Here is a 26,034-nt window from a genome sequence, read left to right on the forward strand (position 1 = left end):
TGTCAGATGGTGGTGCAGACGGCTCCGTTGAGGGTGAAGACGGCGGGCAGGACGTTGGGGCCGCTGTAGTTGCCGACGAAGCCGGCCGTCGCCGTGGCTCCGGTGGGCAGCGAGCCGTTGCCGGGCTCGTTCACGATCTTGACGTCGGATCCTTCCTCGGTCCACACGCCGCCCCAGCCGCTGCCCAGGCTCTGCCATGGCCTGGGCCAGGCGAACTTCAGCGTCCAGCTGGTGATGGGAGCGCCGTTGTTGGTGACGTCGATGGCGCCGACGTAGCCGCTGCCCCAGTCGTTCTGGTCGGTCAGCCGTACCGCGCAGGAGCTCTCGGCGGGGGTGCCGGTGGTGAACGTCAGGGGCGGGGACGCCCACGAGACGCCGCCGCCGGCGTCTCTGGCGATCACGTTGACCGTGTAGCGCGTGCCGGGGATGAGGTTGGCGACGGTGTAGGAGGTGCCGGGGGTCTCGCCGAGCTGCTCGCTGGTGACGCCGTTCTGGCGGTGGACCTCGTACTTGACGATCGGGCGCGCGCCGGCGGTGGCGGCGGGCCAGGAGATCGTGGCCGTGCGGTCGGTGACGGCGGAGGCCGTCGGCGCTCCCGGGGCGCCGGGCAGGCCCGCTGCGGAGGAGGAGGGGCGCACGATGAGCGTGGTCATCGACAGCGGCGGCAGCGTCCGGGCGGTCGCGCTGCCGGCGGTGGCGGTGGTGATGGCTGTGGCGCCGTTGGTGTGGGTGAGCACGGTGGGCGCCGCGGCGGCCGGGGTGAAGCCGGCGTAGCCGATCGTGACGGGGTAGGAGGTGTCGGCCGAGGCGTTGATCAGCAGGACCGCCAGGTCGCCGTTGGGGCGGCGCGCGGCGTGCGCGGAGACGTTCGCCTCGCCGGTGGCGGCGCGGATGAACTGGTCGCCGGGGCGGGCGAACTGGCTGATCATCCCCAGCGCGAAGTACGGCGCGAAGGGGGTGTTCAGCGGTGGCTCGCAGACGTCTCCGGCGGCGGTGCACGTGGCGCTGGACAGCAGGCCGAAGTCGCCGTAGTCGGTCTGCCCGGCGACCTGCGTGACGGCGCCGATGCCGTTGTGGGTGTTCCACCAGTCGACCGTGAAGACCCCGGCGGCCAGCAGTGTCGCGTAGGTGTCGGCGGCGGCCAGCGCGCCGGGCTGGGTGTTGGTGCCGTTGCTGCTGGTCCCGGTGTTGAACTCGGTCATCGCGATGCCGATGCGGCCGGAGCCGGGGCCGGCGTGGGCGGCGATCTGCTGCCGGGTGAGGTGGATCATGTCGGGGATCTGGCCGGCCTTGTCCAGGGCGCCGGGGTACCAGTGCAGGATCACGAAGTCGATCTTCGGTCCGGCGATCGACAGGACGACCTTGTTCCAGCTGCCCTCGTCGCCGGCGGCGGTCAGCGCGTCGGGCCAGTTGGCGGGGGTGGTCAGCACCGCGCCGATCTTGATGGACGGGTCGGCCGCCTTCATCGCGTCGGCGTAGGCGACGACGTGGCGGGCGTACTCGGCCGGGCTCTTGTCGGCGTGGTCGTCGGCCTCCCACGCGGCGCCGTAGTGGCCGTTGCCGTAGTTCTCGTTGCCGATCTCCCAGTACTTCACGCCGTAGCCCTTGGTGACGTTGGCGTGGCGTACCCAGGCCGCGGCCTCCTCGGCGGTGCCGGTGCCGTAGTTGGCGGTCACCATCACCTGCGCTCCGGTGCGCCGGGCGCCGCGCATGAAGGTGTCGAAGTCGGTGTTCGGCGCCACGTAGCCGCCCGGCGCGGTGTGGTCGGCCCAGTGGTAGATGTCGGAGTAGGAGCCGCCCGGATAGCGCAGCAGCTTCACGCCCGCGTTCTTGAGCCGGTCGGCGGTCTCGTCTGTGCCCAGGTTGGTGTCCCAGATCGCGTGGTTGGCGCCGATGCCGGTCTGCGGCATGGTCGCGAGCGCCGCGCGGGCGTTGACGGTCACCGCGACCGGCGCGGGCTCGTCGTCGGCGTGCGCGGCGCGGACGTTCAGGCCGGCCAGCGTCAGCACGACGGCGGACGCGACCGCTAACAGGGCTTTCGGCATCGGCACCCCTAGCCATGGACGGCATCGGCCTCCGATCCGGAGGCATCATGATCCTGGGAGCTGCCGCCATGCGCGTCAACCGTGCGTGAAACTTTCACCGCACACCGTCAGCGCGGCCGGACGCCGGACGCCGCGTACCGGCCGCCGTGTGCCGCGCTCTCCGCCCTCGTGCCCGTCCCGTGCCTGCCCTGTGCTCTGGTCCTGTGCCCGTGCCGTCCCTCGTGCGCCGTGCCACGGCCTGTCCCTCCGGCCCTGTGGCATGCGGGAACCGCGCCGTCGGAGAGGCGCGGGGTTCGGACCGTCGCTATCTCCGTACATCGTCCGGTATTGTTGCTCTCGGTACAACGTACGGAGTAGGGGATGAGGAGGCCGGAGTGGGATCCACAGGACACGCGATCCTCGCTGAAGGGTTGCGCAAGCGGTACGGCGGCGCCGAGGCTCTGGCCGGCTTCGACCTGGCGGTGCCGCAGGGCACGGTGTGCGGGCTTCTGGGGCCGAACGGGGCGGGCAAGACCACGGCGATCCGCATCCTGACCACGCTGCTGCGGCCCGACGCGGGACGGGCCGAGGTGGCGGGGTTCGACGTGGTGCGCCAGGCGGAGCAGGCCCGCTACCGCATCGGCCTGGTCGGGCAGAACGCCGCCCTCGACGAGGTGCTGAGCGGCAGGCAGAACCTGGAGATGTTCGGCCGCCTGTACCACCTGGGCGCGGCGGGAGCGCGCCGCCGGGCCGGCGAGCTGCTCGAACGGTTCGACCTGGCCGATACCGGCGACAAGCCGGTCAAGCGGTACTCCGGAGGCATGCGCCGCAGGCTCGACCTGGCGGCGAGCCTCATCCTCACCCCGCCGGTGCTGTTCCTGGACGAACCGACCACCGGACTGGACCCTCGCGGGCGGGGGGAGGTCTGGAAGGCGGTCGCCTCGCTGGTCGCCGGCGGGACCACGGTGCTGCTGACCACGCAGTACCTGGAGGAGGCCGACCGGCTGGCCGGCGCGATCTGCGTCCTCGCGGCCGGCCGGGTGATCGCCCAGGGTGGCCCTGAGGAGCTGAAGTCGCTCGTCGGCGGCGACCGCGTCGAGCTGGTGGTGCGCGAGGTCGACGGCATCGGCGCGGCGGCCGCGATCGCCGAGCGGGTGGCCGGGGCGCGCCCGGAGTGCGACCGCGACCGGCGGCGCGTGAGCGTGCCGGTGCGCGACCGGGTGGCCGCGCTGACGGCCATCGCGCGGGCCCTTCAGGACGAGGGAGTGCAGGTCGAGGACATCGCCCTGCGCCGGCCCACCCTCGACGAGGTGTTCCTGCACCTCACCGGCCATCGCGCCACCGCGTCCGGCCCGGCGGCGGAGGTGGCGGCGTGACGGTCGTCGGCCCGGTGGCGGCGCCCGCGCCTCCTCGCACGGCGATGGACCGGCTGCGGTGGGCGCTGGCCGACGCCTGGACCATCACCCGCCGCGACCTGTCGCACCGGGCGCGTCAGCCCGCCCAGGTGGTCGTGGAGCTGCTGTTCCCTGTCATGATCGTGCTGATGTTCGCCTACCTGTTCGGCGGCGGAATGGCCGTCCCCGGCGGAGGCGACTACCGCGAGTTCCTCATGCCGGGCATGTTCGCCATGACCATGGTCTTCGGCATCGAGGCCACCTTCACCGCGATGAGTTCCGACGCCGCCAAGGGCGTCACCGACCGGTTCCGCTCGCTGCCCATGGCCCCCTCGGCGGTGGTGACCGGGCGCTGCGCCGCGGACATGCTGAACTCGGTGCTCGGGCTCGCCGTCATGATCGCGTGCGGGCTCGCGGTCGGCTGGCGCTGGCACCAGGGCCTCGGCCCGGCGCTGGCCGCCGTGGGCCTGCTGTTGCTGCTGCGGTTCGCCCTGCTGTGGGCGGGCGTCTACCTGGGGCTGGCGATCAGCAATCCCGAGGCCGTGATGGCCGTGCAGATCCTGGTGTGGCCGCTGGGGTTCCTGTCCAACACCTTCGCCTCGCCGGCCACGATGCCGGGCTGGCTCGCCGCGGTCGCCGAGTGGAACCCCATGTCGGCGACGGTCTCGGCGACCCGCCGGCTGTTCGGCAACCCCGGCTGGGGCGGCGAGTCCTGGGCGGCGGAGCACGCGTCCCTGCTGGCGCTGGCCTGGCCGCTGCTGCTGGTCGCGGTCTTCTTCCCGCTGTCGGTCCGCCGCTACCGCACGCTCGGCCGCTGAACGTACGGTCGCTGACGTACGGCGGCCGAACGTACGGCGGCCGAACGTCTGGCCGCTGAACACTCGGCGCCCCTGACGCCCGGGCGGTCAGCCGGCGACGGCCGGGGCGGCCGGGCGGTGGCCGAGGGCGGCCAGGTACTCACCCGCCTGGACCGGGTCCTCGGTGACGGCGCCGAGGTACCCGTCCGGGCGGACCACCACGTACCCCCTGTCGCCGTACGCGTCGCGGATGTGCCCGCCGGAGTCGACCAGATCCGCGCCGACCCGGTGAACGCGCACTCCCTCGCCGACCTCGGCGCCGATCCCTCCGGCGGGGGAGCCGCCGTCGGCGGGCGGGCCCAGGACGAGCAGCGTGGTGTGCGGTCCGCGGTAGAGGTCGAACAGGCGGATCGCCACGCCGTCGGCGGTGCGGCACGGCGCGTCGGGCGCCCGGTCCCCGGCGCGGGCGCCGACCGTGGCCAGGGAGTGGCCGCGGTAGGACAGCAGCAGCTGCTGGGTCTCCTCTCCCCGGCGCGCGGCGTCCGGGGCGCCGCTTTTCGCCTTCTCGTGCAGGGCGGTGCTGATGCCGAGGACGTCCGCGGCGACGGGCAGGCGCTCCTCCTCGTAGGTGTCCAGCAGACCGGCGGGCGCGCCGCCGATCACCTGGGCCAGCTTCCACCCCAGGTTGTAGGCGTCCTGGACGCCGGTGTTGAGCCCCTGGCCGCCCGCGGGGGAGTGCACGTGGGCGGCGTCCCCGGCCAGGAACACCCGTCCGACGCCGAACCGTTCCGCCATCCTGATGTTGACCCGGTAGACCGAGGTCCAGGTCAGGCCGGTCAGGCGCACCCGCGAGTCGCCGCTGGCGGCGTCGAGCCTGCTCTGGTACCCCGCCAGGGTGAGCTCGGGCGTCTCCCCCTCCTCCAGGGCGGCGGTGAACTGGAAGACGTCGGTGCCGGGCAGCGGGCACAGCCCGGCGGCGAGCCGCTGCGAGGCGAGGTCGCCCCAGACGTGCCAGTGGTCGTGGTCCAGGTCGGCCGTGGTGACGTCCCCGATGAGCATCCGCTCGCTCTCGTGGGTCGTGCCGGCGAAGCCCACGCCCAGCACTTTGCGCACCGTGCTGCCGCCGCCGTCGGCTCCGACCAGGTAGTCGGCCCTGACCTGTTCACGGACGCCCGCCGGGCCGTCGAGCGTGACGCTCACCCCGGCGGCGTCCTGCTCGAAGGCGGTCACCGTGGTGCCCTGCTCCACGCGCCCGCCCAGCTCGCCGAGCCGCTCGCGCAGGATCGCCTCGGTGCGCCACTGCGGCTGCATCAGGACCATCGGGTACGGCACGGCCGGGGTGGGCTCGGCCGGTTCGTGCAGCCGGCCCTGCCACACCACGGCGTCGCCGGCGTAGGCCTGGATCGGCGGGTAGGGCGCGGCGGTGGCCAGGGTCGGGCCGATCACGCCGAGGTCGTCGAAGACCTCCAGCGTGCGCGGTTGCAGGCCCTTGCCGCGCGAGCCGTTCGGACGCGCGGAGGGCGAGGCGTCCACCAGGCGGAAGGCGACGCCCCTGCGGGCCAGGTCGACGGCGAGGGTCAGCCCGGTGGGCCCGGCGCCGGCGATCAGCACGTGGGTGTGGTTCATGGCCGTGTGTCCCATCTGTGTGGTGGTCTGGATGGGAACCACCCTGGACGGGTCCGCTGCCATGCCACTGCCATGCCACTGCCACCCCGTCCCGCGCCTGCCGTCCGCCTGCCACCGCGTGCTGACCGAGGACGGCCGGCTGCGCGACGTGCACGGCTTCCTCGACAAGGTGCCCGCCGCCTGAGGCGGGCACCCCGTCATGAACCGGACGTCGGCCGGGCTGCTCGCCGGTGTTCGCCGCCGCGCTGCTCGATGAGGACGCCCAGGCCGTCCAGGACGCGCCGCAGGCCGAACTCGTAGGCGTGGTCGGGGCTGTAGGCGGCGTTGTGCGCCTCACCGGAGGCCGCGCCGACCCGGGCGGCCGTCGGGTACTTCTCGGCGTCGAAGACGCGGGCCAGCACGGGGGCGCTCGCGGCCCACCACTGCTGGTCGGTCATCGCGCCCTCGTGCTGGAAGGCGCGGGCGTCGGCGGCCGACCTGGCCGAGGAGAGCACGAAGCCGAGCAGGTAGGTGAGCGCGTCGTCCATCTCGACGTCGTCCAGGCCCAGGCCTTCGAAGGCGCGCAGCTCATGCTCGTACTTGGCCAGCAGGCCGGGGCCGAGCGGCGGGCGGCTGGTGGAGACGGCGGTCACCCAGGGATGGCGTTCGAGCAGCTCGCGGTTGGCGCGTGCCACGGCCTGCAGGCGCTCGCGCCAGTGCAGGCCCGACAGGTCGGGGTGGGACATCTCGCCGAACACCGAGTCGAGCATGAGGTCGAGCAGTTCGGCCTTGCCGGGGACGTAGGTGTAGAGCGACATGGCTCCCACGCCGAGCTCCTGCGCCACCCGCCGCATGGTCAGGGCGGTAAGGCCCTCGGCGTCGGCGAGCCGCACGGCGGCCGTCACGACCTCGTCGACGGTCAGCCCCTGGCGGGGCCCACGCTGTGATGGACGGGCTCCCGGCTGCCTCCAGAGCAGCTCAAGGGTGCGCACCGGGTCTCCGGCGCCGCTGCGTTCGATCGTAGGCGGCACACGGCCATCCTTCCATCAACCATGCACGGTACAAAGTACGGTGTACTGTGTACGGAGTTATGTGGCCGTGCCGGAGCCGCCAGGACACCCCTCGGCCCCTCCGCGCGCGCGCCGGGCGGAGCTTCGTGGACGGGACTAGCCGGCGGGCGGCGCGCTCACCAGGCCGCTGTCGTAGGCGACGACGACGAGCTGGGCGCGGTCGCGGGCGTGGAGCTTGGCGAGCAGCCGTCCCACGTGGCTCTTCACCGTCGCCTGGCTGAGGTGCAGATGCTCGGCGATCTCACCGTTGGACAACCCGCGGGCGATGTGGGTGAGCACCTCGCGTTCCCGTTCGGTGACGCCGTCGAGCCGGCGCGGCAGCGCGCGGGCCGGCTCGGGCCTGCGGGTGAACTCGGCGATCAGCCGCCGGGTCACGGTGGGCGCCAGCAGCGCCTCGCCCGAGGCGATCACGTGGACGGCGGCCAGCAGGTCGGCCGGGCGGGTGTCCTTCAGCAGGAACCCGCTCGCCCCGGCCCGCAGCGCCGCGTAGATGTAGGCGTCCAGGTCGAAGGTGGTCAGGATCAGCACCCGCACCCCCGAGGTCAGCGGGTCCCCGCAGATGCGGCGGGTCGCCTCGATGCCGTCCATCTCGGGCATCCGCACGTCCATCAGCACGACGTCGGGACGCTCCGCGCGGGCCAGCGCGACGGCCTCGGCGCCGGTACCGGCCTCCCCGACGACCGTGAGCCCCGGCGCGGTCTCGATCAGCAGCCGGAAACCGCCGCGCAGCAGCGCCTGGTCATCGGCGACCAGAACCCGGATGTCATCGTCACCGCCCACCACGCGGTCACCCTCCCGAACCTCCCCGGCGTCCGCATGCGCCGCCGGCGTGACGTCGTGCCTCACCGCGCGGCTCCGGTGGCGGCCTCGGCGGCGTCGGCCGTCTGCCGGGTCGCGGGCTCGTACGGCAGGGCGGCGGTGACCGCGAAGCCGCCCGAGGGCCCAGGGCCGGCGTCGAACGACCCTCCGTACATCATCACCCGCTCTCGCATGCCCACCAGGCCGTGCCCGGCGCCGGGCCCTCCGGGCAGCACCCGCGCCCCCGGCCCGTCGTCGGCCACCTCCACCCGCACCTCGCCGCCCCCGCCGTGGACCGTCACCCGGCAGTGCGCGGGCGCGGCGTGCCGGACGACGTTGGTCAGCGCCTCCTGGACGATGCGGTACACCGACAGCTCGACGCCCTCGGGCAGGTCGCCGGCCCGCGCCACGTCCAGCTCGACCCGCACGCCGGCCAGCGCGGCGCGCTCGGCCAGCTCGGGCAGCCCCGACAGCCCCGGCGCCGGGCACAGCTCGGCCGCCGCCTCCCCTTCGCCCTCGGAACGCAGCACGCCCAGCATGTGGCGCATCTCGACGAGCGCGCCCCGGCTCACGGCCTCGATCTCGCGCAGCGCCTTGCGCGCCTCCTGCGGCCGGACCTCGGCGACGTGGTCGGCCACGCCGGCCTTCACAGTGATCAAGGTCATGCTGTGCGCGACGACGTCGTGCAGCTCGCGGGCGATGCGCAGGCGTTCCTCGGCGACCGCCCGCCGCGCCAGCTCGCTCGCCGATCGCTCCACGTACAGGCGGCGCTCCCGCACGGCACGGCCGATGGTCCACGCCCCGCCCATGAGCGGCACCCCGAACAGCAGCGAGGGGAACGGGAACCCGTCCACCCGCCAGCCGACCGGACCGGCCATCGTCGAGGCGACGATGACGACGGCGCTGAGCGCGCCGATCGTTCGCGTGGGCACCCAGCGAAGCCCGGGACGGGTGAGCGCGACCGTGTACAGCGCGAACGCCGCCGCGGCGAAGGCGTCGTGGACCATGTCGGCGAACAGCGACAGCAGCGTCGTCCCCAGCACCGCGCAGAACACCTGCGCCGGCCACAGGCGCCGCACCGCCAGGGGAAGCCCCATGCCGGCCAGCAGCAGGCACTGCGCCACGGCGGGCAGCGTCCCGGACGCCGGATCGCGCCCCAGGGTGATGCCGACCAGCGACAGGGTGTAGCCGGCCGCCGCCACCATGTCGAGCCTGACCAGCCGGCTCAGGCGCGGTCCGGGCGGCGGCCACGCCGAGGCGGAACGGCCCGTGATGGCGAACGGCCGTAGCCGGCCGGTCTCCGCGTCGTCCACCCTTGGAGGTTAGCCGGTGCCGGCCGCCGGTCACCTCCTGCCGGAGGATGTCATCCTCCGGGCGGACCCGCGGCCCCCGCGGGCCCCGGCCATCCGCCCGCGGCAGGGCGGGCAGATCGCGGCCCAGGGCCGATGCGGCGCGCCGCGTCCCCGGAGGAGCCTGGCACCTGTGATCGAAGTGAGAGAACTGACCAAGCGGTACGGCAGCGCCCTCGCCGTCGACCGGCTGTCGTTCGAGGTGCGGCCCGGGCAGGTGACGGGCTTCCTCGGGCCGAACGGCGCCGGTAAGTCCACCACCATGCGCGTCGCCCTCGGCCTGGCCGCCCCGACCTCCGGCGCGGCGCTCGTCGGCGGCCGCCCGTACGCGTCGCTGCGCCGGCCGATGAACGAGGTCGGAGCCCTGCTGGACGTGGCGGCCCTGCACCCCGGGCGCAGCGCCCTGAACCACCTCAGGTGGCTGGCCCGGAGCGGCGGCATCGGCGACGCGCGCGTCGCCCGGGTGCTCGAACAGGTCGGGCTGGCGGGCGTCGCCCGGCGGCGGGCCGGCGGCTTCTCGCTGGGCATGAAACAGCGGCTGGGCATCGCCGCCGCCCTGCTGGGCGACCCCGGGATCCTGCTGTTCGACGAGCCGGTCAACGGCCTGGACCCCGACGGCGTCCGCTGGATCCGCGAGCTGATGCGGGATCTGGCGGCCGAGGGACGCACCATCCTGCTGTCCAGCCATCTGATGAGCGAGATGGAGCTGACCGCCGACCGGCTGATCATCATCGGACGCGGGCGGCTCATCGCCGACACCTCCGTGCGGGACCTCGCCCAGCGGTACGGGCGGGGCGTGCTGGTGCGATCGCCGCGCGCGGCGGACCTGGCCAAGGTGCTGACCGAGGCGGGAGGGTCCGTGGCGGTCGAACCCGGCGGCGGCCTGTCGGTGAGCGGGCTGGAGGTGACCGGCATCGGCGACCTGGCCGCGCGTCACGGCATCGCCGTGTACGAGATGTCCCCGCGCGGAGCCTCCCTGGAGGAGGCCTACCTGCGGCTCACCGCGGGAACCGGCGACCACACGACCCCAGAGTCCAGAAGGACGCCCTGACCGGAACGCCGGTCACCGGGCGTCCTGTGGGTGCGGGGTGGAGGGTGCGCGGCCGGACGGAAGGCGGCTCGGCGGTGTGACGGGCGGGGTGCGCGGAAAAGCGGTTGCGGCGCGGGTGCGCGTCCCGGTAGAACTTGCGGCCGGACGCCCCGCCGGACGGCGGCGGCCCGTAGCAGAAAGGAGGAAGAGGCGATGACCACCCATATCACCGCGCTCGTGTCCTCCGAGGTCGCGCACTGTTGCTGACGCTCGGAGACAGGCGGGCGCGCCTCCGCAGGAGAGTGCTGTGACCGCTGTACCGCAAGACCTGATCATGCGCCCGATCACCGGGCCCGAAGAACTCGGCCTTTTCACCCGGCTGCCCTACATGCTCGACCGCGAACTGGCCGGCGACCTGGAGTCCGGCAGGAGGCGACCCGGCTGGATGTGGGTCGCCCTGCGCGGCGACCGGCTGGTCGCCAGGCTCGCCTGGTGGAGCCGGCCAGGAGATCCGGCCCCCTACCTGCTCGACGTCTTCGACGTGGCCGACGAGCCCCACGGGCCCACCAGCGACGAGCCCCGCGAGCCCACCCGCACCGGCCACCCCCGCGACACCGGGGACTCCGGCGAGAACGGCGGCCACCGCGCGGTGGACGACGGCGTCCTGTTGCTGCGGACGGCCATGGCGCACGTCCTGCCTCAGGGCGCCCGGCCGCCGGAGTACATCCGCTACGCCCCTCCCGGCTGGCGAGACGACGCCGCGATCCGCCATGCCATCGAGACCAGGACCGCCGCGCTCGAACAGACCGGCGCCCGGCTGTTCGTGGAACGGCTGCGCCTGGAATGGCGGCCGGGCACCCCGATCCCCGAGCCCACCGGCCGCCTGGCGTTCCGCCCGGTGGCCGGCCGCGACGAGCTGGTGGCCCTGATGACGCGGGTGCTGGAGGGCACGCTGGACGCCCACAGCCGCGACGAGCTGACCCGGATGACCGCGGAGAAGGCCGCCGCCCAGCAGTACGAGGAGGAACTGGAGGCCTATACCAGTCCCCACGACTGGTGGCGCGTCGCGACGCTGCCCGGCGGCGAACCGGTGGGCTTTGTCATCCCGGCGCACAACTCCTACAACCCGATCATCGCCTACATCGGGGTGGTGCCGGCGCACCGCGGCAACGGCTACATCGACGAGCTGCTCGCCGAGGGCACCCGCGTTCTCGCCGCCCAGGACGTGCCCCGCGTACGAGCGTCCACCGACGTGGCCAATGTCCCCATGGCCAGGGCCTTCCACCGCGCCGGCTACGCCGTCTTCGAACGCGAGCTCAACTACACCTGGCCATGAAACGGCGGGCGGGAGGCCCATGGGCCGGGCTCTCGGCTTCGGGCGCCGGTCGCCGCCTTCCGGGGCTGGATCGTTTCGACGGGCGTCGAAACGATCCAGCCCTAGTGTCGGGGCATGGAGTTCTCGCTGGATGAGAGGCCGTTCGGGCAGGTCGTCGCCACGGACGGAAAGCTCGCGCCCGCCTCGCCGGGCTCTGGCGCGGGTGTGTCTTCGGTGCCGGGGCCGGACGGCCACTTCGTGACGGTCGGCGGCCATCGTGAGGTGTCCGCCGTGCTCGCCGACCCGCGCTTCGTCGTGCCGCCCGCCGCGGCGGACGGCGGTCCTCCGGGGACGGTCGCCTGGCTGCGGCGAAGCGTGGCGCGGTTCAGCGACGGGCCCCGGCACGAACGCCGGCGGGCCCTGGTCGTCGCCGACCTGAGCCGCATGGAGCCCTCGGTGCTGCGTCCGGCCGCACGGGACAGGACGGCCGCCGTGATCACCCGAGCGGGAGGCGAGCCGTTCGACGTCATGTCGTCGGTCGCGCGGACGGTGCCGATCGGCGTCCTCGGTGGCATGCTCGGCGTGGCCGAGGCGGATCCGGCGTCCCCGGCCGGCCTGGAGGCCCTTGTCCACGCCGTCTCGGCGGTCGCCGCGGCCTACCTTCCGGGCGCGGCGCCAGAGGGCGGACCCGGCGCGGAGCGGGCGGACGCGGCGGTGTCCACGCTGGTGGGGATGCTCGGACCGGGTGACCCCGAGACCGTCGCCGCGCGGATCGGCCTGCTGGTGCAGACATGCGAGGCGATGGCGGGCCTCATCGGCAACACGCTGCACGCGGCGCTGCGGCCCCCTGGAGCGGACGGCCAGGAGCCCTCGGCGAGAATCCCGGGGGAGCGGCAGGCCGGTGTGTCAGGGCAGTGGGCGGTCGGGGGCGCGCGGGAACGGCCGGTGGACGTGCTCGTCGCCGAGACGCTGCGCCTCGACCCTCCGGTGCGCGCCACCAGAAGGCTGGCCACCGAGAGCGCCGAGCTCGCGGGGCAGGTCGTTCCGCCGGGCACGACCGTGGTGCTGGACTTCGCCGCCGCGAACCGCGACCCGCGCGTGTTCCCCGATCCCGACCGGTTCGATCCTGCCCGGCGGACGCGGGGCCACCTCACATTCGGCCATGGACCGAGGGCGTGTCCAGGCGCGGATCACGCCCTGGCGCTGACATACGGCGTTCTCGAAGCACTGCTCCCCGGCTGCGAGCCGACCGGCAGCGGTGCCATCTACGGCCCGCTCGCCAACCCACGTGTCCCGCTCCGTCTGGAGGTCCGCGTCCCGTGAAGCGTTGTTTTGTTGACATGTGTTCGGTTGTGCGGGGAGGTCGCGTCCGATGAACGCCACGGTTGACCGTTTCGAGGAGTTCAGCGGGCTCCACCACGGGCAGCGGCCGCTGTTCCTGCCCAACGCCTGGGACCACGCCTCTGCGGCGGCGCTGGTGGCTCGCGGGTTCACCACTCTGGGCACCACCAGCCTGGGTGTGGCGGCCGCCGCGGGCAAACCCGACGCCGTCGGCGCCACCCGTGCGGACACCGTGCGCCTGGCGCGCGGCCTTGCCCGGCTGCCCGCGCTGATCAGCGTGGACATCGAAGGCGGCTTCAGCGAGGACCCGGGCGAGGTCGCCGCCCTCGCCGCGGAGCTGGCGGCCGCCGGAGTGGCCGGCGTGAACATCGAGGACGGTCGCGCCGACGGCACGCTGGCCGATCGTGACCACCAGTGCGCCCTCATCGCGTCGGTCAAGGACGCCGTCCCGGGGTTGTTCGTCAACGCGCGCACCGACGTCTTCTGGCTGGGCGCGGGCGCAGCCGAGCCTGCGCCGCAGCGGGGCGGCGAGCCCGGTCCACCGGAAGGTACCGAGCCCGGTCCACCAGGAGGTACACGGCAGAGGTCCGCGCCCTTGGCGGCGGCCTTGGAGCGGGTGCGGGCGTATCGCGGGGCCGGTGCCGACGGGGTGTTCGTCCCGGGGCTGGCCGACGAGAGCGCCATCGCCGCGCTGGCGGCCGGGGTGGACGCCCCGCTCAACGTCCTGTTCACACCGGGAGGGCCGTCCTTGCGCCGCCTCGCCGAACTGGGGGTGCGCCGGGTGAGCTGCGGCTCACTGCTGTTCCGCGCGGCGCTGCACAACGCCGTCGAGCTCGCCTGGGCGGCCGCGCACGACGAGGTCGCCCCGGCCGGCCTGCCCTCCTACGCCGACGCCCAGGCTCTCGCGGACGTCTTCAGCGTCGAATAGGCCAGTGTCCACGGCCGGTCAGGCGGGTCGCGTCTGTGGCCAGGGATGGTCAGGTCTCGTGGCGGGGGATGCCGGAGACCTCGTGGTCGGCGTGGAACAAGGCCTCGGAGATCAGGCCCCGGACGTGGGCGTCACGAGCGCGGTACAGCACGCGGCGCCCGTGCCGGCGGGTGTCGACCAGTCCGGCGAGGCGGAGTTTGGCCAGGTGCTGGGAGACCGAGGGGCGGGCCACGCCGATGATCTCGGCCAGCGACGAGACGTCGTACTCGCCGGACACCAGGAGCCACATCAGCCGGAGGCGTGTGCCGTCGCTGAGCATGCGGAACGCCTCGACGGCCGTCTCGACCTGAGCGGCGGTGGGTTGCGGTTGCAACGGATGCGCATCTGATCCGTTGTCGCGTGCGTACATGACTACATATACTCCACCCAAGAATCCCCGTCCGCAAGCGAGGAAGCCATGTCTGACCAGCAGCGGTCCGGCTCTTCAGCCCCCGGCAGGCTCGACCGGCCTGACCAGGGGCACGACCACCCCGGCGCTCTCGAAGGCGAACAGGGACTGGAACAGGGAAGCGAGGCGCATGGCGAAGGCCGCGCGTCGCATGTGGAACACGACCACGATCACGACGACCATCACGGGCACTCGCAGTCCCACGTCCCTGGAAACGCGGAGGGCGAGGGTCACGGGTACGTGGAAGAGGACGGTCACGGAGGCGAGCACGGGCACGTGGACGGGCATGGGCATGGGCATGGGCATGGGCATGGGGAAAGGAAGGGGGGCGTGCTGGGGCGGTTGCTGGAGTGGGGGTCTCATCTCGTCACCCCGCACAGCCATGACAGCGCGGACAAGACCGACACGGCGCTGGAGTCCAGCAGCCGGGGCATACGCGTGCTGGCGCTGTCCTTCGCGGTCCTGATGGCCACGGCCGCCGTCCAGGCGGTGATCGTCGCCTATTCCGGATCGGTGGCCCTGCTCGGCGACACGCTGCACAACTTCGCCGACGCCCTGACCGCCGTCCCGCTCGGCATCGCCTTCTGGCTCGGCAGGCGGGCGGCGACCCGCAGGTTCACCTACGGCTACGGCAAGGCGGAGGACCTCGCCGGCCTGGTCATCGTCGCGATCATCACGGCCTCGGCGATCCTGGCCGGTTACGAGGCGGTCCAGCGCCTGCTCGACCCGCAGGACGTCCGGGGGCTGGGCTGGGTCGCGGGCGCCGGTCTGGTCGGCTTCCTCGGCAACGAGTGGGTCGCCCGCTACCGGATCCGGGTGGGGCGCGAGATCGGCTCGGCCGCCCTGGTCGCGGACGGCCTGCACGCCCGCACCGACGGCTTCACCTCGCTCGCCGTGCTGCTCGGCGCGGGCGGCGCGGCGCTCGGGTTCCCGATCGCCGACCCGATCGTCGGCCTGCTGATCACCCTGGCGATCGTCGTGGTGCTGCGGGACGCGGCCAGGGAGATCTACCACCGGCTCATGGACGCCGTCGACCCCGCCCTGCTCGCCCACGCCGAAGGCGTTCTGTCGCAGACGCCGGGCGTGCGCGGAGTCGGCGCCGTCCGGCTGCGGTGGATCGGGCATGTCCTGCGGGCCGAGGTCGACATCAGGGTGGACCACCGCCTGTCCGTCGTCGAGGCGCACGCGGTCGCCGCCGAGGCCGAGCACCGGCTGATCCACCAGGTGCCCCGCCTGCGGGCGGCCACCGTCCACGCCGACCCGGACGGCCCGCTCGACGCCGACTACCACGACCGGCTGAACGAGCACCGCGAGGCGAGGACGGCCCGACCTGCTTGACTCTCCCATCGTGGGAGACCCGAAGGTGGCCGGGTGAGTGAAGACGACAGGACATTGTTGAGCATCGGAGAGCTGGCGGAGCTCACCGGCATGTCGGTGAAGCTGATCCGCCACTGGTCCGACATCGGTGTGGTGCCGCCGGCGAGCCGTACGGCGGCCGGTTACCGGCTCTTTCCGCCGCAGGCGGTGGCCCGGCTCGAACTGGCGCGCGCGCTGCGCGACCTCGGGCTGGGCATGGCCGCGATCAGGGAGGTCGTCGCCCGCGAGCGCGATCTGATCGAGGTGGCGGAGGTCCACGCCGACGCGCTGGAGGTGCAGATCCGCACGCTGAGGTCGCGGCAGGCGGTGCTGCGATCGATCGCCGCCCGCGGGACCGCCGCCGAGAGGCTCGCCGTGATGACCAGGCTGGCGCGGCTGTCGTCCGCCGAGCGCGACGCGGTCGTCCGCGCGTTCGTCGCCGACGCCGTCGGGGACGTGGACGCTCCCGCCTACCGGGAAGGGCTGCTGGCCGCGCTGCCCGAGCTGCCGCGCGAGCCCACGGCCGAGCAGATCGACGCCTGGCTGGAGCTGGGGGAGCTGATGGAGGACCCGGCGCTGGGCTCGGCGATGCGGCACATGGCCGAATACGCCGCGCGGCACGCCCTCCGCGAGCACGACGAGCACGACGTGGCGGAGGTGGAGCGGGTCACCGATCTGTGGGTCGGGCAGGTCACCGCGGCGATCGAGGCCGGCCTCGCGGCCGACTCGCCGGCGGCCGAGCCGGTGGTGGCCGCCGTTGTCGCCGCCTGGCTGCCCACGCAGGCCCGCGTCCCCGGCAGCCCGGAGGGGGACGGCGCGGCGGCACGCCGCATGCTGCTGGAGCAGCTGGAGAACGCCGCCGACGCCCGCCTGGAGCGGTACTGGCAGCTGATGTGCGTACTGAACGACCGGCCGGTGCGGCCCAGCATGGCGGCGGCGGGCCGGTGGCTGACGACCGCGCTGCGAGCCAACCCCGAGCCGGGGGCCCGCGCCGCACGCGTCGCCGCGATACTCGGCGTCGACGGCGAGGACCACCGGGGCGGGGACCAGGAAAGCGTGGACCGGCAGGGCGGGGACGACGCCGGCCCGGCGGGCCTTCTGGACGGTTGCGCCCGCGTCCTGGCCGAGGTCGCGGAGCTGGTCGCCGCCGTGCCGCCCGAGCGCCTGGCGGATCCCACCCCGTGCGACGACTGGGACGTGAAGGCGCTGCTCGACCACCTGGTCTGGGAGAACCTGATGTGGACCAGCCTCGCCGAAGGCGCCCCTCGCTCGGACTTCGACGCCGACCACCTCGGCGGTGACCATGTCGCCGCGTTCGACGCCGCGGCGGCGGGGACGATGGCCGCCTTCTCCCGGCCCGGCATGCTGGCCCGGCCGTACGGGCCCGCGCCCGGGTGGCGGCTGGTGGAGCAGGTCGTCATCGAGATGATCGTGCACGGATGGGACCTGGCCAGGGCGATCGGCCGACCGGCCGACCTGGTCCCCGACGTCGCCGAGGCGATCATGCCCTCCGTGCGCGAGATCTACGGCGACCTGCCGCGCACGCCCGGCGGCTCGTTCGCCCCCGAGCGTCCCGTGCCCGACGGCGCGACCTCCGCCGACCGCCTGGCCGCCTACCTCGGCCGCTCCCTCGGCTGAACCCGGCCGACCGCACCCGCCACGCCCCCCCGGAAGAGCCGGAAGAAGGGACCGGAAGGAAAACGCCGGGACGGATCCGTGTCGCGGGTGCACGAGCGGTCTCCCTACGGAGATCGCTCGTTCGCCGGGGAGATCAATGGGCAGAGATGCGCCATACCCCGATTAAGTCCCCTTTCCCTAGTCATTAAGTGGGTATGATGCTCGATGTTGTGATCTGACCGAGGAGATCGGATGGCCCTACCGGATTTCCTGGTGATCGGTGCGCCCAAGTCGGGCACGACCGCCCTGCACGCGGCGCTCGCCCGGCATCCTGAGATCTTCATGTCCGCCGTCAAAGAACCCAAGTTCTTCCTCACCGACGGCCCGCCGCCCGACCGGGGCGGCCCTGGGGACGCCCAGACGTTCAAGGAGCACATCTGGCGCAGGGCGGACTACGAGGCGCTGTTCGACCAGGCTCCGCCCGGGACGCTCAAGGGGGAGTCGACCCCCTTCTACCTGTACGACCGGCAGGCGCAGCGGCGCATCCGCGCGCTGATCCCGCACGCGCGGCTGATCGTCGTGCTGCGCGACCCGGTCGAGCGCGCGCACTCCAACTGGACGCACCTGTGGTCGGCGGGGCTCGAACCCGTCGGCGACGTGGTGCGCGCCTGTGCCGACGAGGAGCGCCGCGTCGCCGCCGGATGGTCGGCGTTCTGGCATTATGTGTCGCTCGGCCGCTACGGCGAGCAGCTTGAGCACCTTTTCTGGCTGTTTCCCCGGGAGAACGTGCTGGTGTTCCGCTACCGGCACCTCGTGGACGAGCCGGCCGCCACCCTCGACCGCATCTGCGCCTTTCTCGGCGCGCAGCAGGGGCTGATCGACGAGGTGCCCCGCGAGAACGTCACCGCCCATCCCGACCCGACGCTCCGCCACCGGGCGCTCTCGCGGCTGCTGCGCGCGGGCGCCACGGCGGGGCGTCATCTGCCCGGCCCGCTGGCCGTCCGCCTGACCGAACCGCTGGAGAAGGCGCTGCAAGACAGCGGCAGGCCGCGCCGCCCGCTCAGCTGGGAGCAGCGCCAGGCGCTCATCCCGCGCTTCCGGGACGACATCGCGCTGCTGCAGAGGGTGACGGGAGAGGACTTCGGCGACTGGCTGCGCCCGCGCGAGAGGTCGGGCGGGCTGATGGGCGACCGGCCGCCCGGCCAGCGCCAGGCGCGCAACGGACGCCCGCGCGTGCACTGACGCCGGCCCTCACGCAGTGCGACTCGATGGGGCGACTCGTGGGGCCGTCGCGCAGTGCGACCTGATGGCGCTACTCGTGCGAGCCGTCGCGCGGTAGGGCTCGGTGACGCCGCTCGTGGAAGCCGCCGCTCAGCGCAGCTCGGTGCGCAGCTCGTGGGAGCCGTCCTGCCGGGTGATCTCGTAGTACAGACGACGGCGACCGTCGGGCAGCGGCAGGACGTCCAGGTAGCGCAGGCCGCCGTAGGGGGACTGGGCGATGGGCTCGGTGCCGACCGGGGTGAGCGTGGCGTGGTCGGCGCCGGTGGCCAGGCCCGTGCGCTCCTCGTAGTTCTCCGCCGCGCCGGCCCGGCCGTCATAGGCGGCCAGGACCGTGTCGCCGGCGTGCACCACCGAGGTGACGCGGGCCCCGCGCGAGTCCCAGCAGCCCGGGCGGCCGCTGAGCGCCGTGCCCTCCCACGTCCACTCCAGGCCGTCGGCGCTGGTGGCGTAGTCGGTGACCATCTGGTCCTCCTCGCCCGGGTCCGACAGGGGGTGGCAGGAGGCCCACAGGTGCCACAGACCGTCGCGGTAGAGGATCACCGGGTCCTTGACGGCGGTCTTCGGGTCGCCGGGAAGCACGACCTTGCGCTGTGAGGCGTCGAACGCCGACGGGTCGCCGGCCTGCATGACCTCGACCCGCCAGTGCTTGGTGCCGTAGGTGGCGCAGCTGATGTAGAGCCGCCACAGGCCCTCGGGCGTGCGCACCAGCGCGGGACGCTCCAGCGACTCGGTGTCGGCCTCTTCGCGGGTGATGGTGTAGATGGTCTCGAAGTGCTCGCCGTCCAGGGAGCGCGCGACGGCGACCGCGTAGCCGCGGCCCTCTCCGATCGGGCGGCGGAGGCGGTAGGCGAGATAGAAGACGCCGTCGCTGTAGACCGAGCTCGGCGCGCCCACCCAGTTGCCTGGCTCGTCCCCAGGAGGGGCGAGGACGAGCACCGAGCGGTCGGGCCGGGGGATCGGCAGGGCGCTTCGCGGGTCGTTTTCGTTCATCGGCACGTCGAAACAATAGACGGCGATCGGGGGTGTTGACGAAAGATTGGCCGGTCACAGGGGGTGTGAGTCACCCCAGAGGCCCACCCCTGCGCGCCCGCATATCCGGCGAATCCCCGGCCGGGGCGCGAGATCACGCCCGCCGTCGGCGCGCGGTCGCCGGGGCGGCGACAATGGAAGCGGCCACCGCGACGGGCGCCGGTCACCGTCCTTGCTCGCGGCCCGTCCGAGCGGCCGGCAGGCCGTGCGCACACACGAGTCAACGGAAAGGAGCCGACCATGGCCGACAAGCCGGTGCTGACACCAGGTCCGGACCACCCCATCACGGTCGAGCGCAACCCCGCCCGCGTCGTGGTGTCGGCGGGCGGGCGCGTGCTGGCCGACACCCGAGACGCCCTGACCCTGCGCGAGGCGAGCTACCCGCCCGTGCAGTACATCCCGCGCAAGGACGTCGACATGGGGCGGCTCACCCGCACCGCCCACGCGACCTACTGCCCCTACAAGGGCGACGCCTCCTACTACAGCCTCGCCGACGCCGGCGAGCAGGGCGTCAACGCCGTATGGACCTACGAGACCCCCTACGCCGCCGTCGCCGGCATCGAAGGCCACCTCGCCTTCTACCCCGGCCGCGTCGACGCCATCGAAGAACACCCCGCCGGCTGACCGCGCCACGGCGACGGCGGCTCAGACGGCGGCCGGCTCCCGCTCCCCGACCGGGGGGCGGCGGGCCAGCGAGCCCGCCGACAGCGCCACCGCGGCCATCGCCACGGTGACCAGCGCGAACGAGGCCGGAAGGCCGGTGAGGGCCGCGACACCGCCGATCATGCTCGGCGCGACGAAGCCCGGGGCATAGGTGATCATGGCCACCGCCGCGACGCCCTCACTGGGCGTCCGCCCCGCGTTGCCGGCGGCCGCGAACACCAGCGGCACCACCACGGCCACCCCCAGCCCGATCAGCATGAAGCCCGCGATGGCCGGCCACGGGGTGCGCGCGAGGACCACCAGCGCGCCGCCGCACCCGGCCAGCAGGCCGCCGAGGCGCACCGACGCCACCGGGCCGGCGCGGCGCACCACGAGGTCGCCGCAGAGCCGCCCGGCGGCCATGGTGAAGGCGTACCCGGTGTAGGCGGCCGCCGCGACGCCGGGGGTGGCGCCGGTGACCTGCCGCAGATACACCGCGCACCAGTCCTGGGCGCCGGCCTCGCCGAACACCGCGCAGAAGCCGACCAGGCCGAGCACGAGCAGGTGCCGCGACGGCAGCACGAACCGCGCGGGCGCCGCCTGCCCCTCGGGGGCGCGTACGTCCAGCAGCCACGGCCCGGCCGCCGCGCCGACCACCAGCAGCGCCCCGGCCATCACGGCCAGGTGGACGCGCGCGTCCACCCCGGCGTGCGCCGCCAGCACCCCCGCCGCGCCGCCCGCCAGACCTCCGGCGCTCCACATCCCGTGCAGCCCGGGCATGATCGAACGGCCGATCCGCTGCTCGATCTCGATGCCCTGCGCGTTCATCACCACGTCGCACATGCCCGCGACCGCGCCGTACACCAGCAGCGTGACCCACAGCACGGCCAGGTTGGGGGCGAGGGCGGGGAGGGCGAGCATGAGGCACCCGAGAGCGGTCAGCCGGCGCGTCGCGGGGCGGACGCCGATGCGGTGGGCGAACCGCCCGACCATGGGCATCGTCACCAGGGAGCCGACGGCCGGCGCGAGCAGGGCCAGCCCGAGCTCGCCCGGCCCAGCGCCCAGGTGCTCCTGCACCCAGGGAATGCGGGTGGCGAAACTGCCCGACACCGCCCCGTGTACGACGAACGTCACGGCGACGGCCGCGCGCGCGCGTCTGAGGGTCCCCCGATCCACGGGAAAGAACCCTAACAGCGCGGCCCACGCGGGGCGGCCGGCCGCGGTCACGCCTGCCGCCGCGCCGGATACGGGCTCTCCTTGACGGGCAAATACGGTCACTGCGAGGGTTGCGGCATGTTGGATGTGGCGGTCATCGAGGACCCGGCGGCGGCCGAGGTCTCACTGGACCCGATGCGGGCCCGGCTTCTGTCCGAGCTGTCCGAGCCGAGGTCGGCCACCATGCTGGCGGCCAAGGTCGGCCTGCCGCGTCAGAAGGTGAACTACCACCTCAAGACGCTGGAGCGGCACGGCCTGGTCGAGCTGGTCGAAGAGCGGCGCAAGGGCAACGTGACCGAGCGGGTCATGCGCGCCACCGCGGCCTCGTACGTCATCTCGCCGATGGCGCTGGCCGCGGTCGCCCCCGACCCCTCCCGCGCGCCCGACCAGCTGTCGGCGCGCTGGCTGCTCGCGGTCGCCTCCCGGCTGGTGCGCGACGTGGGTCAGCTGATCACCGGGGCCACCAAGGCGCGTCAGAAGGTCGCCACCTTCGCCATCGACGGCGAGATCCGCTTCGCCTCGGCCGCCGACCGGGCCGCCTTCGCCCGCGAGCTGGCCGAGACCGTCACCCGACTGGTCGGCAAGTACCACGACGAGGGCGCCGAGGGCGGCCGTGACCACCGGGTCATCGTGGCCGTCCATCCGAGCATCACCCGTGGCCCCGAGGACGACGGCGGCGCCACCCCGAGCGCGAGCAAGGAGCAGTGAGCGGCATGCGGCACGAATTCGAGGTGCGCGAGGAGATCGCGCTCGACGCGACGCCCGAGGAGGTATGGGAGGCGATCTCCACCGGCCCCGGCGTCGACTCCTGGTTCATGGGCCGCAACGAGATCGAGCCGGGGGAGGGCAACGTCGTGCGCCACAGTCTGATGGGGCGCACCCAGACCGCGACGGTCACCGCCTGGGAGCCCGGCAAGCGGTTCACCTACCAGTCCGACCCCAACCCCGACGGCACGTTCATGGCCTTCGACTACCTCATCGAGGGCCGCGGGCAGGGCAGCACGGTCCTGCGCCTGGTGCACAGCGGCTTCCTCGGCGACGACTGGGAGGCCCAGTACGACGCGCTGAAGAAGGGCGACGGCATGTACCTGAAGAAGCTGGCCGCCTACCTCAAGCACTTCCCCGGGCGCACCTCGACGTTCAGCCTGCTGGTCCCCGGCCCGCAGGTGCCCGATCACGAGCAGGTGTGGGGGGCGTTCAAGAGCGCGCTCGGCGTGGTCGGCGAGGTCACCAAGGGCACGCCGGTGCGTTTGTCGGTCCCTGGGCTGCCCGCCGCGGAAGGGGTCGTCGAGAGCACCGACCACCCGAGCATCCCCAGCGTCTGCACCAGTGACGCGCTGTACACGTTCATGCACGGCTACCGCGACACGGTCGTGGTGGAGCAGCACGGCTTCACCCAGGGCGCCGACGTCGAGGCGACCGAGCAGGCCTGGAAGACCTGGCTGACCCAGGCGTTCGCCTGACCGGCCGGGTATGACCCGGCTGCCGGGCGGCCGGGCCCCGCCCCGCCGGGGGCGCGTCGCGCCCGCAGCGGCCCTCGCCGTGGCGGCGGAGCCCGGGGTCAGGCGAGCTTGCCGAGCCAGGTCTGCCAGGAGTGCTCGGCCTCCTCGGCGTCCACCGGGGCGAACAGGTGGTGACCGATGACCAGCGTGTCGTGCATGCCGAGGATGAAGCGGTAGAGCGCGTCGCCGGTGCGCACGCCCAGGAAGCCCGGCGCGACGTAGTCGGCGACCCCGTCGATCGGCGCCGGCCCGTCGGGGGTCAGCCGCACGCGGTCGCCCGCGGCGACGGGGCCGGTCAGCCCGAGGGCGCGCTCCAGCGTCTCCCACACCGGCTCGCCGCCGCTCGCGGACGGGCGCGCGCCGAAGACCACCGCGGCCCTGCGGCCGTCGAAGTGGGCGAGGTACTGGCCCAAGCTGTGCAGGTACAGGTCCCAGCCGCGCTGGAGGGCGTCGTACTCGGTCTCCCAGTCGTCGCCGAGGACGCCGCTCTGCACCATGCGCAGGACGGTGCCGCCCTGCTCCCGGCCCTCGATGAGGTACTCGAAGGCCATGAACAGCCCTTCGGGGCTCTCGTCGCCGCGGAAGGCGAAGCGCTCGCCCGGCTCCCACGCGGTGACGGCGGCCTCGGTGGCGAAGCCGCCGAAGTGCTGCCGGACCGCCCCGCCCACGCGCGGCTCGATCTCGTTGCGGCCCATGAACCAGGAATCGACGCCGGGGCCGGTGGCGATCGCCCCCCACACCTGCTCGGGGGTGGCCTGCAGCGTGATCTGCTTGCGAAGCTCGAACTCGTGCGGCATCGGATAACTCCTCGGCTCGGCGCCCTGGGGCGCGCCGTCGGTGTCGGTCATGGGGGAGCGGCGCACCCGTCTCGGCGACCGCCTTCCGGTCAATCACGATGCCACCGAAAGTATTAGTTGTCAAGAAGGCTCAAGTTGTCGGTGGTCGCCGCGAACGGCGACGCGCCCGGGGTCGCGAGCCGGGCGGCGATCAGGCCGCGGCGCCGCCTGGCGTCGCGGCTCGCCGCCAAGGAGGCGGGCGCCGGCGCCGCCGGGGGTGGTCGTCACCGCCGCCGGGTAGCGCGCACGACGACGTCGTGCAGGGGGACTGTGTGGCCGTCGTGGCCGTCGTGGCCGTCGTGGCCGGTGAGCGTGCGCAGGTGCTCCTCGGCGGTGACGACCTCCCACTCCGTGCCGTCCATGCGCGCGGTGATGTCCGCGGCGGTGACCGACGCCTCGGCGGGAGGGTGGTGCCCGTGGCCGGTGGAGCCGGGCGTGCGCAGGTGCCCCACGATGAGCAGCGTGCCGCCGGGAGCGACCCATCCGGCGATGCGGTCGTAGAACTCCAACTGGGGCATCGCCGGGTGGGCGTAGTGGGTCATGACCAGGTCGAACCGCGTGTCCGGCGTCCAGACGCCCAGGTCGGCCTCGACCCACCGCAGGCGCTCGGGGGCCGCGCTCGCCGTCGCCCGCTCCGCGGCGCGGGCGAGCGCCGCGGAGGAGATGTCGGCCGCGGTGACGTCCCAGCCGTGGCGGGCGAGCCAAATAGCCTCGGCGCCGCCGCCGCACCCCGCGTCCAGGGCCGTGCCCGGTGTGAGGCCGCCGGTCTCGCGGGCGAGGTACGGGTTCGGCGGGTTGCCGCCCATGGATCCGGGCTTCCCGGCCCGGCCCTGCCGCCAGTGCTCCTCCCAGAACTCCTTGTCGAATCCGTGCGTCACAGGTCGTCCTCCTCGTTCGCGACGATCTCCGCGTCGTGGCCGATGACCGTCGCGGTCACGTGGCGACGGCTCCCCCCGGCACTCACCCGCGCATGGTCCACCCATGTCCGCGAGTGCTCCCCGGTCGGTGCCTCATGGTGCTGACGGAGAACACGAATGCGCAAACCCTTTTGCCGGAATGGCAAAACGGCGGGCCGGGCGAGGCCGGCGACCGCGCTCTTGACGCCGCCGGACCGAGACGCCGGTACGCGAGCATCCACTGCGACGTCATCCACGGCGGGCGGTCCGGTCGCGCCGCCGCTCGGCGCCGAGACGGCCAGGCGGCCCGGCGGTGAGGCGGCCCGGCGGTGAGGCGGCGAGGCCGGCGTCAGGACGCGGGGAGCCAGGCGGTGTGCCGGGCGTCGGGGAAGGCGCCAGGCAGGTGGACCACCGCCTGGGGGGCGCCGGCCAGGTTGTGGGCGTCCAGCACCAGCAGCTCGCCGCGGCGGCCGGTGAGGTCGCGCGTGAGCACCATGACCCAGCCGTCCCCCTCGATCGCGCCGGGGCGCGGCACGAAGACCGGGCGCCCGGCGCGACGGTCCGGGCCGAGCTCGCGCACCTGGGTGACGCCCGCGGCCAGGTCCAGCCCGACGACCGACCGCCCGCCCGCCGCGCGGGCGAACACCAGGTGGTGCCGGCGGCCGGCGCGCCGCGGGTCGGCCGACGCCTGCGCGGCCGACGCGATCAGCTCTCGCGCCGACGCCGTGCCGGTGGACAGGTCGAGCGTCCAGCGGTGCACCGACGAAGGCTCGGCTGCGCCATCGCCGTCCTGCCAGGGGCTGCCGAAGGCCCGCGCGTGACGGACCGCGTCCACGACGACCCGCCGCCCGCGGTCCTCGTAGGCGTTCACCACCTCGGACACGTAGCAGGGGTCGATCGGGAACCAGCTCGGCCCCGAGGGGTCCCAGGCGTCCCGCCGCAGCAGGCCGACTCGGGCGGCACGGCCGGGCCGCCAGCGGTAGGGCGAGGCGGAGCCCATCATGGCCGCGGCGCGGTCGTGGACGACCGGCAGGTCGAACACGACGACGAACCGCTCGGTGAGCGCCACCGTCCGCAGCAGCGGCGCGCCGGGCAGCGCGAACGGCCGGACGTCGCGGACCTCGCCGTGCGGCCCGAGGACCAGGTGCTCGGCGACGCCGGACCCCGGGCGCACGGCCACGGTGTGCCACTCGCCGCCCGCCCGGTCGCGGACGGGCGTGGCGACGTGCGCGCCGGGGAGCGAGGGCATGGGGATCGAGGCCGTGAAGGCCGTCCCGTCAGCGGCAGGGCTCAGACCCGCGGCCATGGAGGCCGTCCCGCCGGTGGCGGGGGTCAGGCGCCGCGCGGTGCCGCCGCCGAAGCGGACGCCGTACACCAGCGCCGGCCGGGACGCGCCGCTGGAGCCGCCCGCCGGGTGGGCGGAGGCGCACACAAGCGCGCCGCCGAGACCCGCGGGCACGACTCCGTCGACGGTCAGCGGCGCGTCGTGCGGCCCGCGACCGGATGCCGCGATCGCGGCGGCGTGCTCGGCGACGGTCATCTCGGGACACCTCCTGGAAGG

The 26,034-nt window shown here is 73.9% G+C and carries 25 protein-coding genes; 13 read left to right on the plus strand and 12 right to left on the minus strand.

Going from position 1 to position 26,034, the window contains the following annotated elements; all coding sequences use genetic code 11:
- Window positions 1-2: 2 nt before the first annotated feature.
- A complete protein-coding gene (locus ACZ6QO_RS12705) occupies window positions 3-2,045 on the minus strand; it encodes a cellulose binding domain-containing protein (protein WP_465850256.1) in 2,043 nt (680 codons plus the stop codon).
- Between the two features lie 374 nt (window positions 2,046-2,419).
- Here ACZ6QO_RS12705 and ACZ6QO_RS12710 point away from each other — a divergent pair, with 374 nt between their 5' ends.
- Both ACZ6QO_RS12710 and ACZ6QO_RS12715 read left to right on the plus strand, forming a co-directional pair.
- Window positions 2,420-3,400: an ATP-binding cassette domain-containing protein gene (locus tag ACZ6QO_RS12710; RefSeq protein ID WP_465850257.1), complete on the plus strand. Its 981-nt coding sequence runs from the start codon at window positions 2,420-2,422 to the stop codon at window positions 3,398-3,400.
- A gap of 44 nt (window positions 3,401-3,444) precedes the next feature.
- Window positions 3,445-4,236 (plus strand): ABC transporter permease, encoded by a 792-nt coding sequence (locus ACZ6QO_RS12715; RefSeq protein WP_465850688.1) that lies wholly within the window; start codon window positions 3,445-3,447, stop codon window positions 4,234-4,236.
- A gap of 87 nt (window positions 4,237-4,323) precedes the next feature.
- Here ACZ6QO_RS12715 and ACZ6QO_RS12720 read toward each other — a convergent pair whose 3' ends face one another.
- Window positions 4,324-5,841, minus strand: coding sequence for an FAD-dependent monooxygenase (locus tag ACZ6QO_RS12720; protein WP_465850258.1), 1,518 nt, complete (start codon window positions 5,839-5,841; stop codon window positions 4,324-4,326).
- Between the two features lie 31 nt (window positions 5,842-5,872).
- Here ACZ6QO_RS12720 and ACZ6QO_RS12725 point away from each other — a divergent pair, with 31 nt between their 5' ends.
- The gene (locus ACZ6QO_RS12725; protein WP_465850260.1) at window positions 5,873-6,025 is read left to right on the plus strand and encodes a hypothetical protein; all 153 of its coding nucleotides are present in this window, start codon (window positions 5,873-5,875) and stop codon (window positions 6,023-6,025) included.
- Between the two features lie 13 nt (window positions 6,026-6,038).
- Here the strand turns inward: ACZ6QO_RS12725 and ACZ6QO_RS12730 are convergent, their stop codons facing one another.
- The 3 genes from ACZ6QO_RS12730 to ACZ6QO_RS12740 all read right to left on the minus strand — a co-directional run bounded on the left by ACZ6QO_RS12730 (window position 6,039) and on the right by ACZ6QO_RS12740 (window position 9,001).
- Window positions 6,039-6,851: a TetR/AcrR family transcriptional regulator gene (locus ACZ6QO_RS12730; RefSeq protein ID WP_465850261.1), complete on the minus strand. Its 813-nt coding sequence runs from the start codon at window positions 6,849-6,851 to the stop codon at window positions 6,039-6,041.
- 135 nt (window positions 6,852-6,986) lie between these two features.
- The gene (locus tag ACZ6QO_RS12735) at window positions 6,987-7,670 is read right to left on the minus strand and encodes a response regulator (RefSeq protein WP_465850263.1); all 684 of its coding nucleotides are present in this window, start codon (window positions 7,668-7,670) and stop codon (window positions 6,987-6,989) included.
- A gap of 62 nt (window positions 7,671-7,732) precedes the next feature.
- On the minus strand, window positions 7,733-9,001 hold the full coding sequence (locus ACZ6QO_RS12740; protein ID WP_465850264.1) for a sensor histidine kinase: 1,269 nt from the start codon (window positions 8,999-9,001) through the stop codon (window positions 7,733-7,735).
- Window positions 9,002-9,170: 169 nt separating this feature from the next.
- Between ACZ6QO_RS12740 and ACZ6QO_RS12745 the strand changes: the two genes are divergently transcribed.
- The 4 genes from ACZ6QO_RS12745 to ACZ6QO_RS12760 all read left to right on the plus strand — a co-directional run bounded on the left by ACZ6QO_RS12745 (window position 9,171) and on the right by ACZ6QO_RS12760 (window position 13,651).
- Entirely contained in the window at window positions 9,171-10,088 is a 918-nt protein-coding gene (locus ACZ6QO_RS12745; protein ID WP_465850266.1) for an ABC transporter ATP-binding protein, read from the plus strand.
- A gap of 286 nt (window positions 10,089-10,374) precedes the next feature.
- Window positions 10,375-11,403, plus strand: a complete 1,029-nt coding sequence (locus ACZ6QO_RS12750) for a GNAT family N-acetyltransferase (protein ID WP_465850268.1) — start codon at window positions 10,375-10,377, stop codon at window positions 11,401-11,403.
- A gap of 114 nt (window positions 11,404-11,517) precedes the next feature.
- Window positions 11,518-12,705: a cytochrome P450 gene (locus ACZ6QO_RS12755; protein ID WP_465850270.1), complete on the plus strand. Its 1,188-nt coding sequence runs from the start codon at window positions 11,518-11,520 to the stop codon at window positions 12,703-12,705.
- 49 nt (window positions 12,706-12,754) lie between these two features.
- Complete coding sequence (locus ACZ6QO_RS12760; protein WP_465850272.1) at window positions 12,755-13,651, plus strand: isocitrate lyase/PEP mutase family protein; 897 nt, start codon at window positions 12,755-12,757, stop codon at window positions 13,649-13,651.
- A 49-nt stretch (window positions 13,652-13,700) separates the two neighbouring features.
- Here the strand turns inward: ACZ6QO_RS12760 and ACZ6QO_RS12765 are convergent, their stop codons facing one another.
- Together ACZ6QO_RS12765 and ACZ6QO_RS12770 are read right to left on the minus strand one after the other, a co-directional pair.
- Window positions 13,701-14,024: an ArsR/SmtB family transcription factor gene (locus ACZ6QO_RS12765; protein WP_465850274.1), complete on the minus strand. Its 324-nt coding sequence runs from the start codon at window positions 14,022-14,024 to the stop codon at window positions 13,701-13,703.
- A gap of 111 nt (window positions 14,025-14,135) precedes the next feature.
- Complete coding sequence (locus ACZ6QO_RS12770) at window positions 14,136-14,411, minus strand: hypothetical protein (RefSeq protein ID WP_465850275.1); 276 nt, start codon at window positions 14,409-14,411, stop codon at window positions 14,136-14,138.
- 18 nt (window positions 14,412-14,429) lie between these two features.
- Here ACZ6QO_RS12770 and ACZ6QO_RS12775 point away from each other — a divergent pair, with 18 nt between their 5' ends.
- The 3 genes from ACZ6QO_RS12775 to ACZ6QO_RS12785 all read left to right on the plus strand — a co-directional run bounded on the left by ACZ6QO_RS12775 (window position 14,430) and on the right by ACZ6QO_RS12785 (window position 18,314).
- On the plus strand, window positions 14,430-15,437 hold the full coding sequence (locus tag ACZ6QO_RS12775; RefSeq protein WP_465850277.1) for a cation diffusion facilitator family transporter: 1,008 nt from the start codon (window positions 14,430-14,432) through the stop codon (window positions 15,435-15,437).
- A 33-nt stretch (window positions 15,438-15,470) separates the two neighbouring features.
- Window positions 15,471-17,093: a TIGR03086 family metal-binding protein gene (locus ACZ6QO_RS12780; protein WP_465850278.1), complete on the plus strand. Its 1,623-nt coding sequence runs from the start codon at window positions 15,471-15,473 to the stop codon at window positions 17,091-17,093.
- Window positions 17,094-17,324: 231 nt separating this feature from the next.
- Window positions 17,325-18,314 carry a sulfotransferase family protein gene (locus ACZ6QO_RS12785; protein WP_465850280.1) on the plus strand — a complete coding sequence of 330 codons (990 nt, stop codon included), beginning with the start codon at window positions 17,325-17,327 and terminating at the stop codon, window positions 18,312-18,314.
- Window positions 18,315-18,443: 129 nt separating this feature from the next.
- Here the strand turns inward: ACZ6QO_RS12785 and ACZ6QO_RS12790 are convergent, their stop codons facing one another.
- Window positions 18,444-19,343, minus strand: coding sequence for a glycoside hydrolase family protein (locus ACZ6QO_RS12790; RefSeq protein ID WP_465850690.1), 900 nt, complete (start codon window positions 19,341-19,343; stop codon window positions 18,444-18,446).
- Between the two features lie 279 nt (window positions 19,344-19,622).
- On the opposite strand from ACZ6QO_RS12790, the gene ACZ6QO_RS12795 reads away from it, so the two are divergent.
- Window positions 19,623-20,006: a DUF427 domain-containing protein gene (locus ACZ6QO_RS12795; protein WP_465850281.1), complete on the plus strand. Its 384-nt coding sequence runs from the start codon at window positions 19,623-19,625 to the stop codon at window positions 20,004-20,006.
- A gap of 21 nt (window positions 20,007-20,027) precedes the next feature.
- Here the strand turns inward: ACZ6QO_RS12795 and ACZ6QO_RS12800 are convergent, their stop codons facing one another.
- Window positions 20,028-21,200 (minus strand): MFS transporter, encoded by a 1,173-nt coding sequence (locus ACZ6QO_RS12800; RefSeq protein WP_465850283.1) that lies wholly within the window; start codon window positions 21,198-21,200, stop codon window positions 20,028-20,030.
- 117 nt (window positions 21,201-21,317) lie between these two features.
- Between ACZ6QO_RS12800 and ACZ6QO_RS12805 the strand changes: the two genes are divergently transcribed.
- Entirely contained in the window at window positions 21,318-21,947 is a 630-nt protein-coding gene (locus ACZ6QO_RS12805) for an ArsR/SmtB family transcription factor (RefSeq protein ID WP_465850285.1), read from the plus strand.
- Between the two features lie 5 nt (window positions 21,948-21,952).
- Entirely contained in the window at window positions 21,953-22,702 is a 750-nt protein-coding gene (locus ACZ6QO_RS12810; RefSeq protein ID WP_465850287.1) for an SRPBCC family protein, read from the plus strand.
- A 98-nt stretch (window positions 22,703-22,800) separates the two neighbouring features.
- Here the strand turns inward: ACZ6QO_RS12810 and ACZ6QO_RS12815 are convergent, their stop codons facing one another.
- From ACZ6QO_RS12815 to ACZ6QO_RS12825, 3 genes are all read right to left on the minus strand, one after another.
- Window positions 22,801-23,538 (minus strand): SRPBCC family protein, encoded by a 738-nt coding sequence (locus ACZ6QO_RS12815; protein WP_465850289.1) that lies wholly within the window; start codon window positions 23,536-23,538, stop codon window positions 22,801-22,803.
- Window positions 23,539-23,801: 263 nt separating this feature from the next.
- Window positions 23,802-24,455 carry a class I SAM-dependent methyltransferase gene (locus ACZ6QO_RS12820; protein WP_465850290.1) on the minus strand — a complete coding sequence of 218 codons (654 nt, stop codon included), beginning with the start codon at window positions 24,453-24,455 and terminating at the stop codon, window positions 23,802-23,804.
- Window positions 24,456-24,822: 367 nt separating this feature from the next.
- Window positions 24,823-26,013: a carotenoid oxygenase family protein gene (locus ACZ6QO_RS12825; RefSeq protein WP_465850292.1), complete on the minus strand. Its 1,191-nt coding sequence runs from the start codon at window positions 26,011-26,013 to the stop codon at window positions 24,823-24,825.
- Window positions 26,014-26,034 lie beyond the last annotated feature (21 nt).

The sequence above is a fragment of the Sphaerisporangium sp. NPDC049457 genome, from assembly GCF_055586705.1.

What these genes read in the sequence shown, in the direction of transcription:
- ACZ6QO_RS12770 (WP_465850275.1), bottom strand. Translation starts at nt 14,411, where the DNA reads ATGCCCATGCCCATGCCCATGCCCATGCCCGTCCACGTGCCCGTGCTC.
- ACZ6QO_RS12790 (WP_465850690.1), bottom strand. Translation starts at nt 19,343, where the DNA reads ATGAACGAAAACGACCCGCGAAGCGCCCTGCCGATCCCCCGGCCCGAC.
- ACZ6QO_RS12725 (WP_465850260.1), top strand. Translation starts at nt 5,873, where the DNA reads ATGGGAACCACCCTGGACGGGTCCGCTGCCATGCCACTGCCATGCCAC.
- ACZ6QO_RS12795 (WP_465850281.1), top strand. Translation starts at nt 19,623, where the DNA reads ATGGCCGACAAGCCGGTGCTGACACCAGGTCCGGACCACCCCATCACG.
- ACZ6QO_RS12805 (WP_465850285.1), top strand. Translation starts at nt 21,318, where the DNA reads ATGTTGGATGTGGCGGTCATCGAGGACCCGGCGGCGGCCGAGGTCTCA.
- ACZ6QO_RS12785 (WP_465850280.1), top strand. Translation starts at nt 17,325, where the DNA reads ATGGCCCTACCGGATTTCCTGGTGATCGGTGCGCCCAAGTCGGGCACG.
- ACZ6QO_RS12755 (WP_465850270.1), top strand. Translation starts at nt 11,518, where the DNA reads ATGGAGTTCTCGCTGGATGAGAGGCCGTTCGGGCAGGTCGTCGCCACG.
- ACZ6QO_RS12760 (WP_465850272.1), top strand. Translation starts at nt 12,755, where the DNA reads ATGAACGCCACGGTTGACCGTTTCGAGGAGTTCAGCGGGCTCCACCAC.
- ACZ6QO_RS12720 (WP_465850258.1), bottom strand. Translation starts at nt 5,841, where the DNA reads ATGAACCACACCCACGTGCTGATCGCCGGCGCCGGGCCCACCGGGCTG.
- ACZ6QO_RS12810 (WP_465850287.1), top strand. Translation starts at nt 21,953, where the DNA reads ATGCGGCACGAATTCGAGGTGCGCGAGGAGATCGCGCTCGACGCGACG.
- ACZ6QO_RS12705 (WP_465850256.1), bottom strand. Translation starts at nt 2,045, where the DNA reads ATGCCGAAAGCCCTGTTAGCGGTCGCGTCCGCCGTCGTGCTGACGCTG.
- ACZ6QO_RS12815 (WP_465850289.1), bottom strand. Translation starts at nt 23,538, where the DNA reads ATGCCGCACGAGTTCGAGCTTCGCAAGCAGATCACGCTGCAGGCCACC.
- ACZ6QO_RS12715 (WP_465850688.1), top strand. Translation starts at nt 3,445, where the DNA reads ATGGACCGGCTGCGGTGGGCGCTGGCCGACGCCTGGACCATCACCCGC.
- ACZ6QO_RS12825 (WP_465850292.1), bottom strand. Translation starts at nt 26,013, where the DNA reads ATGACCGTCGCCGAGCACGCCGCCGCGATCGCGGCATCCGGTCGCGGG.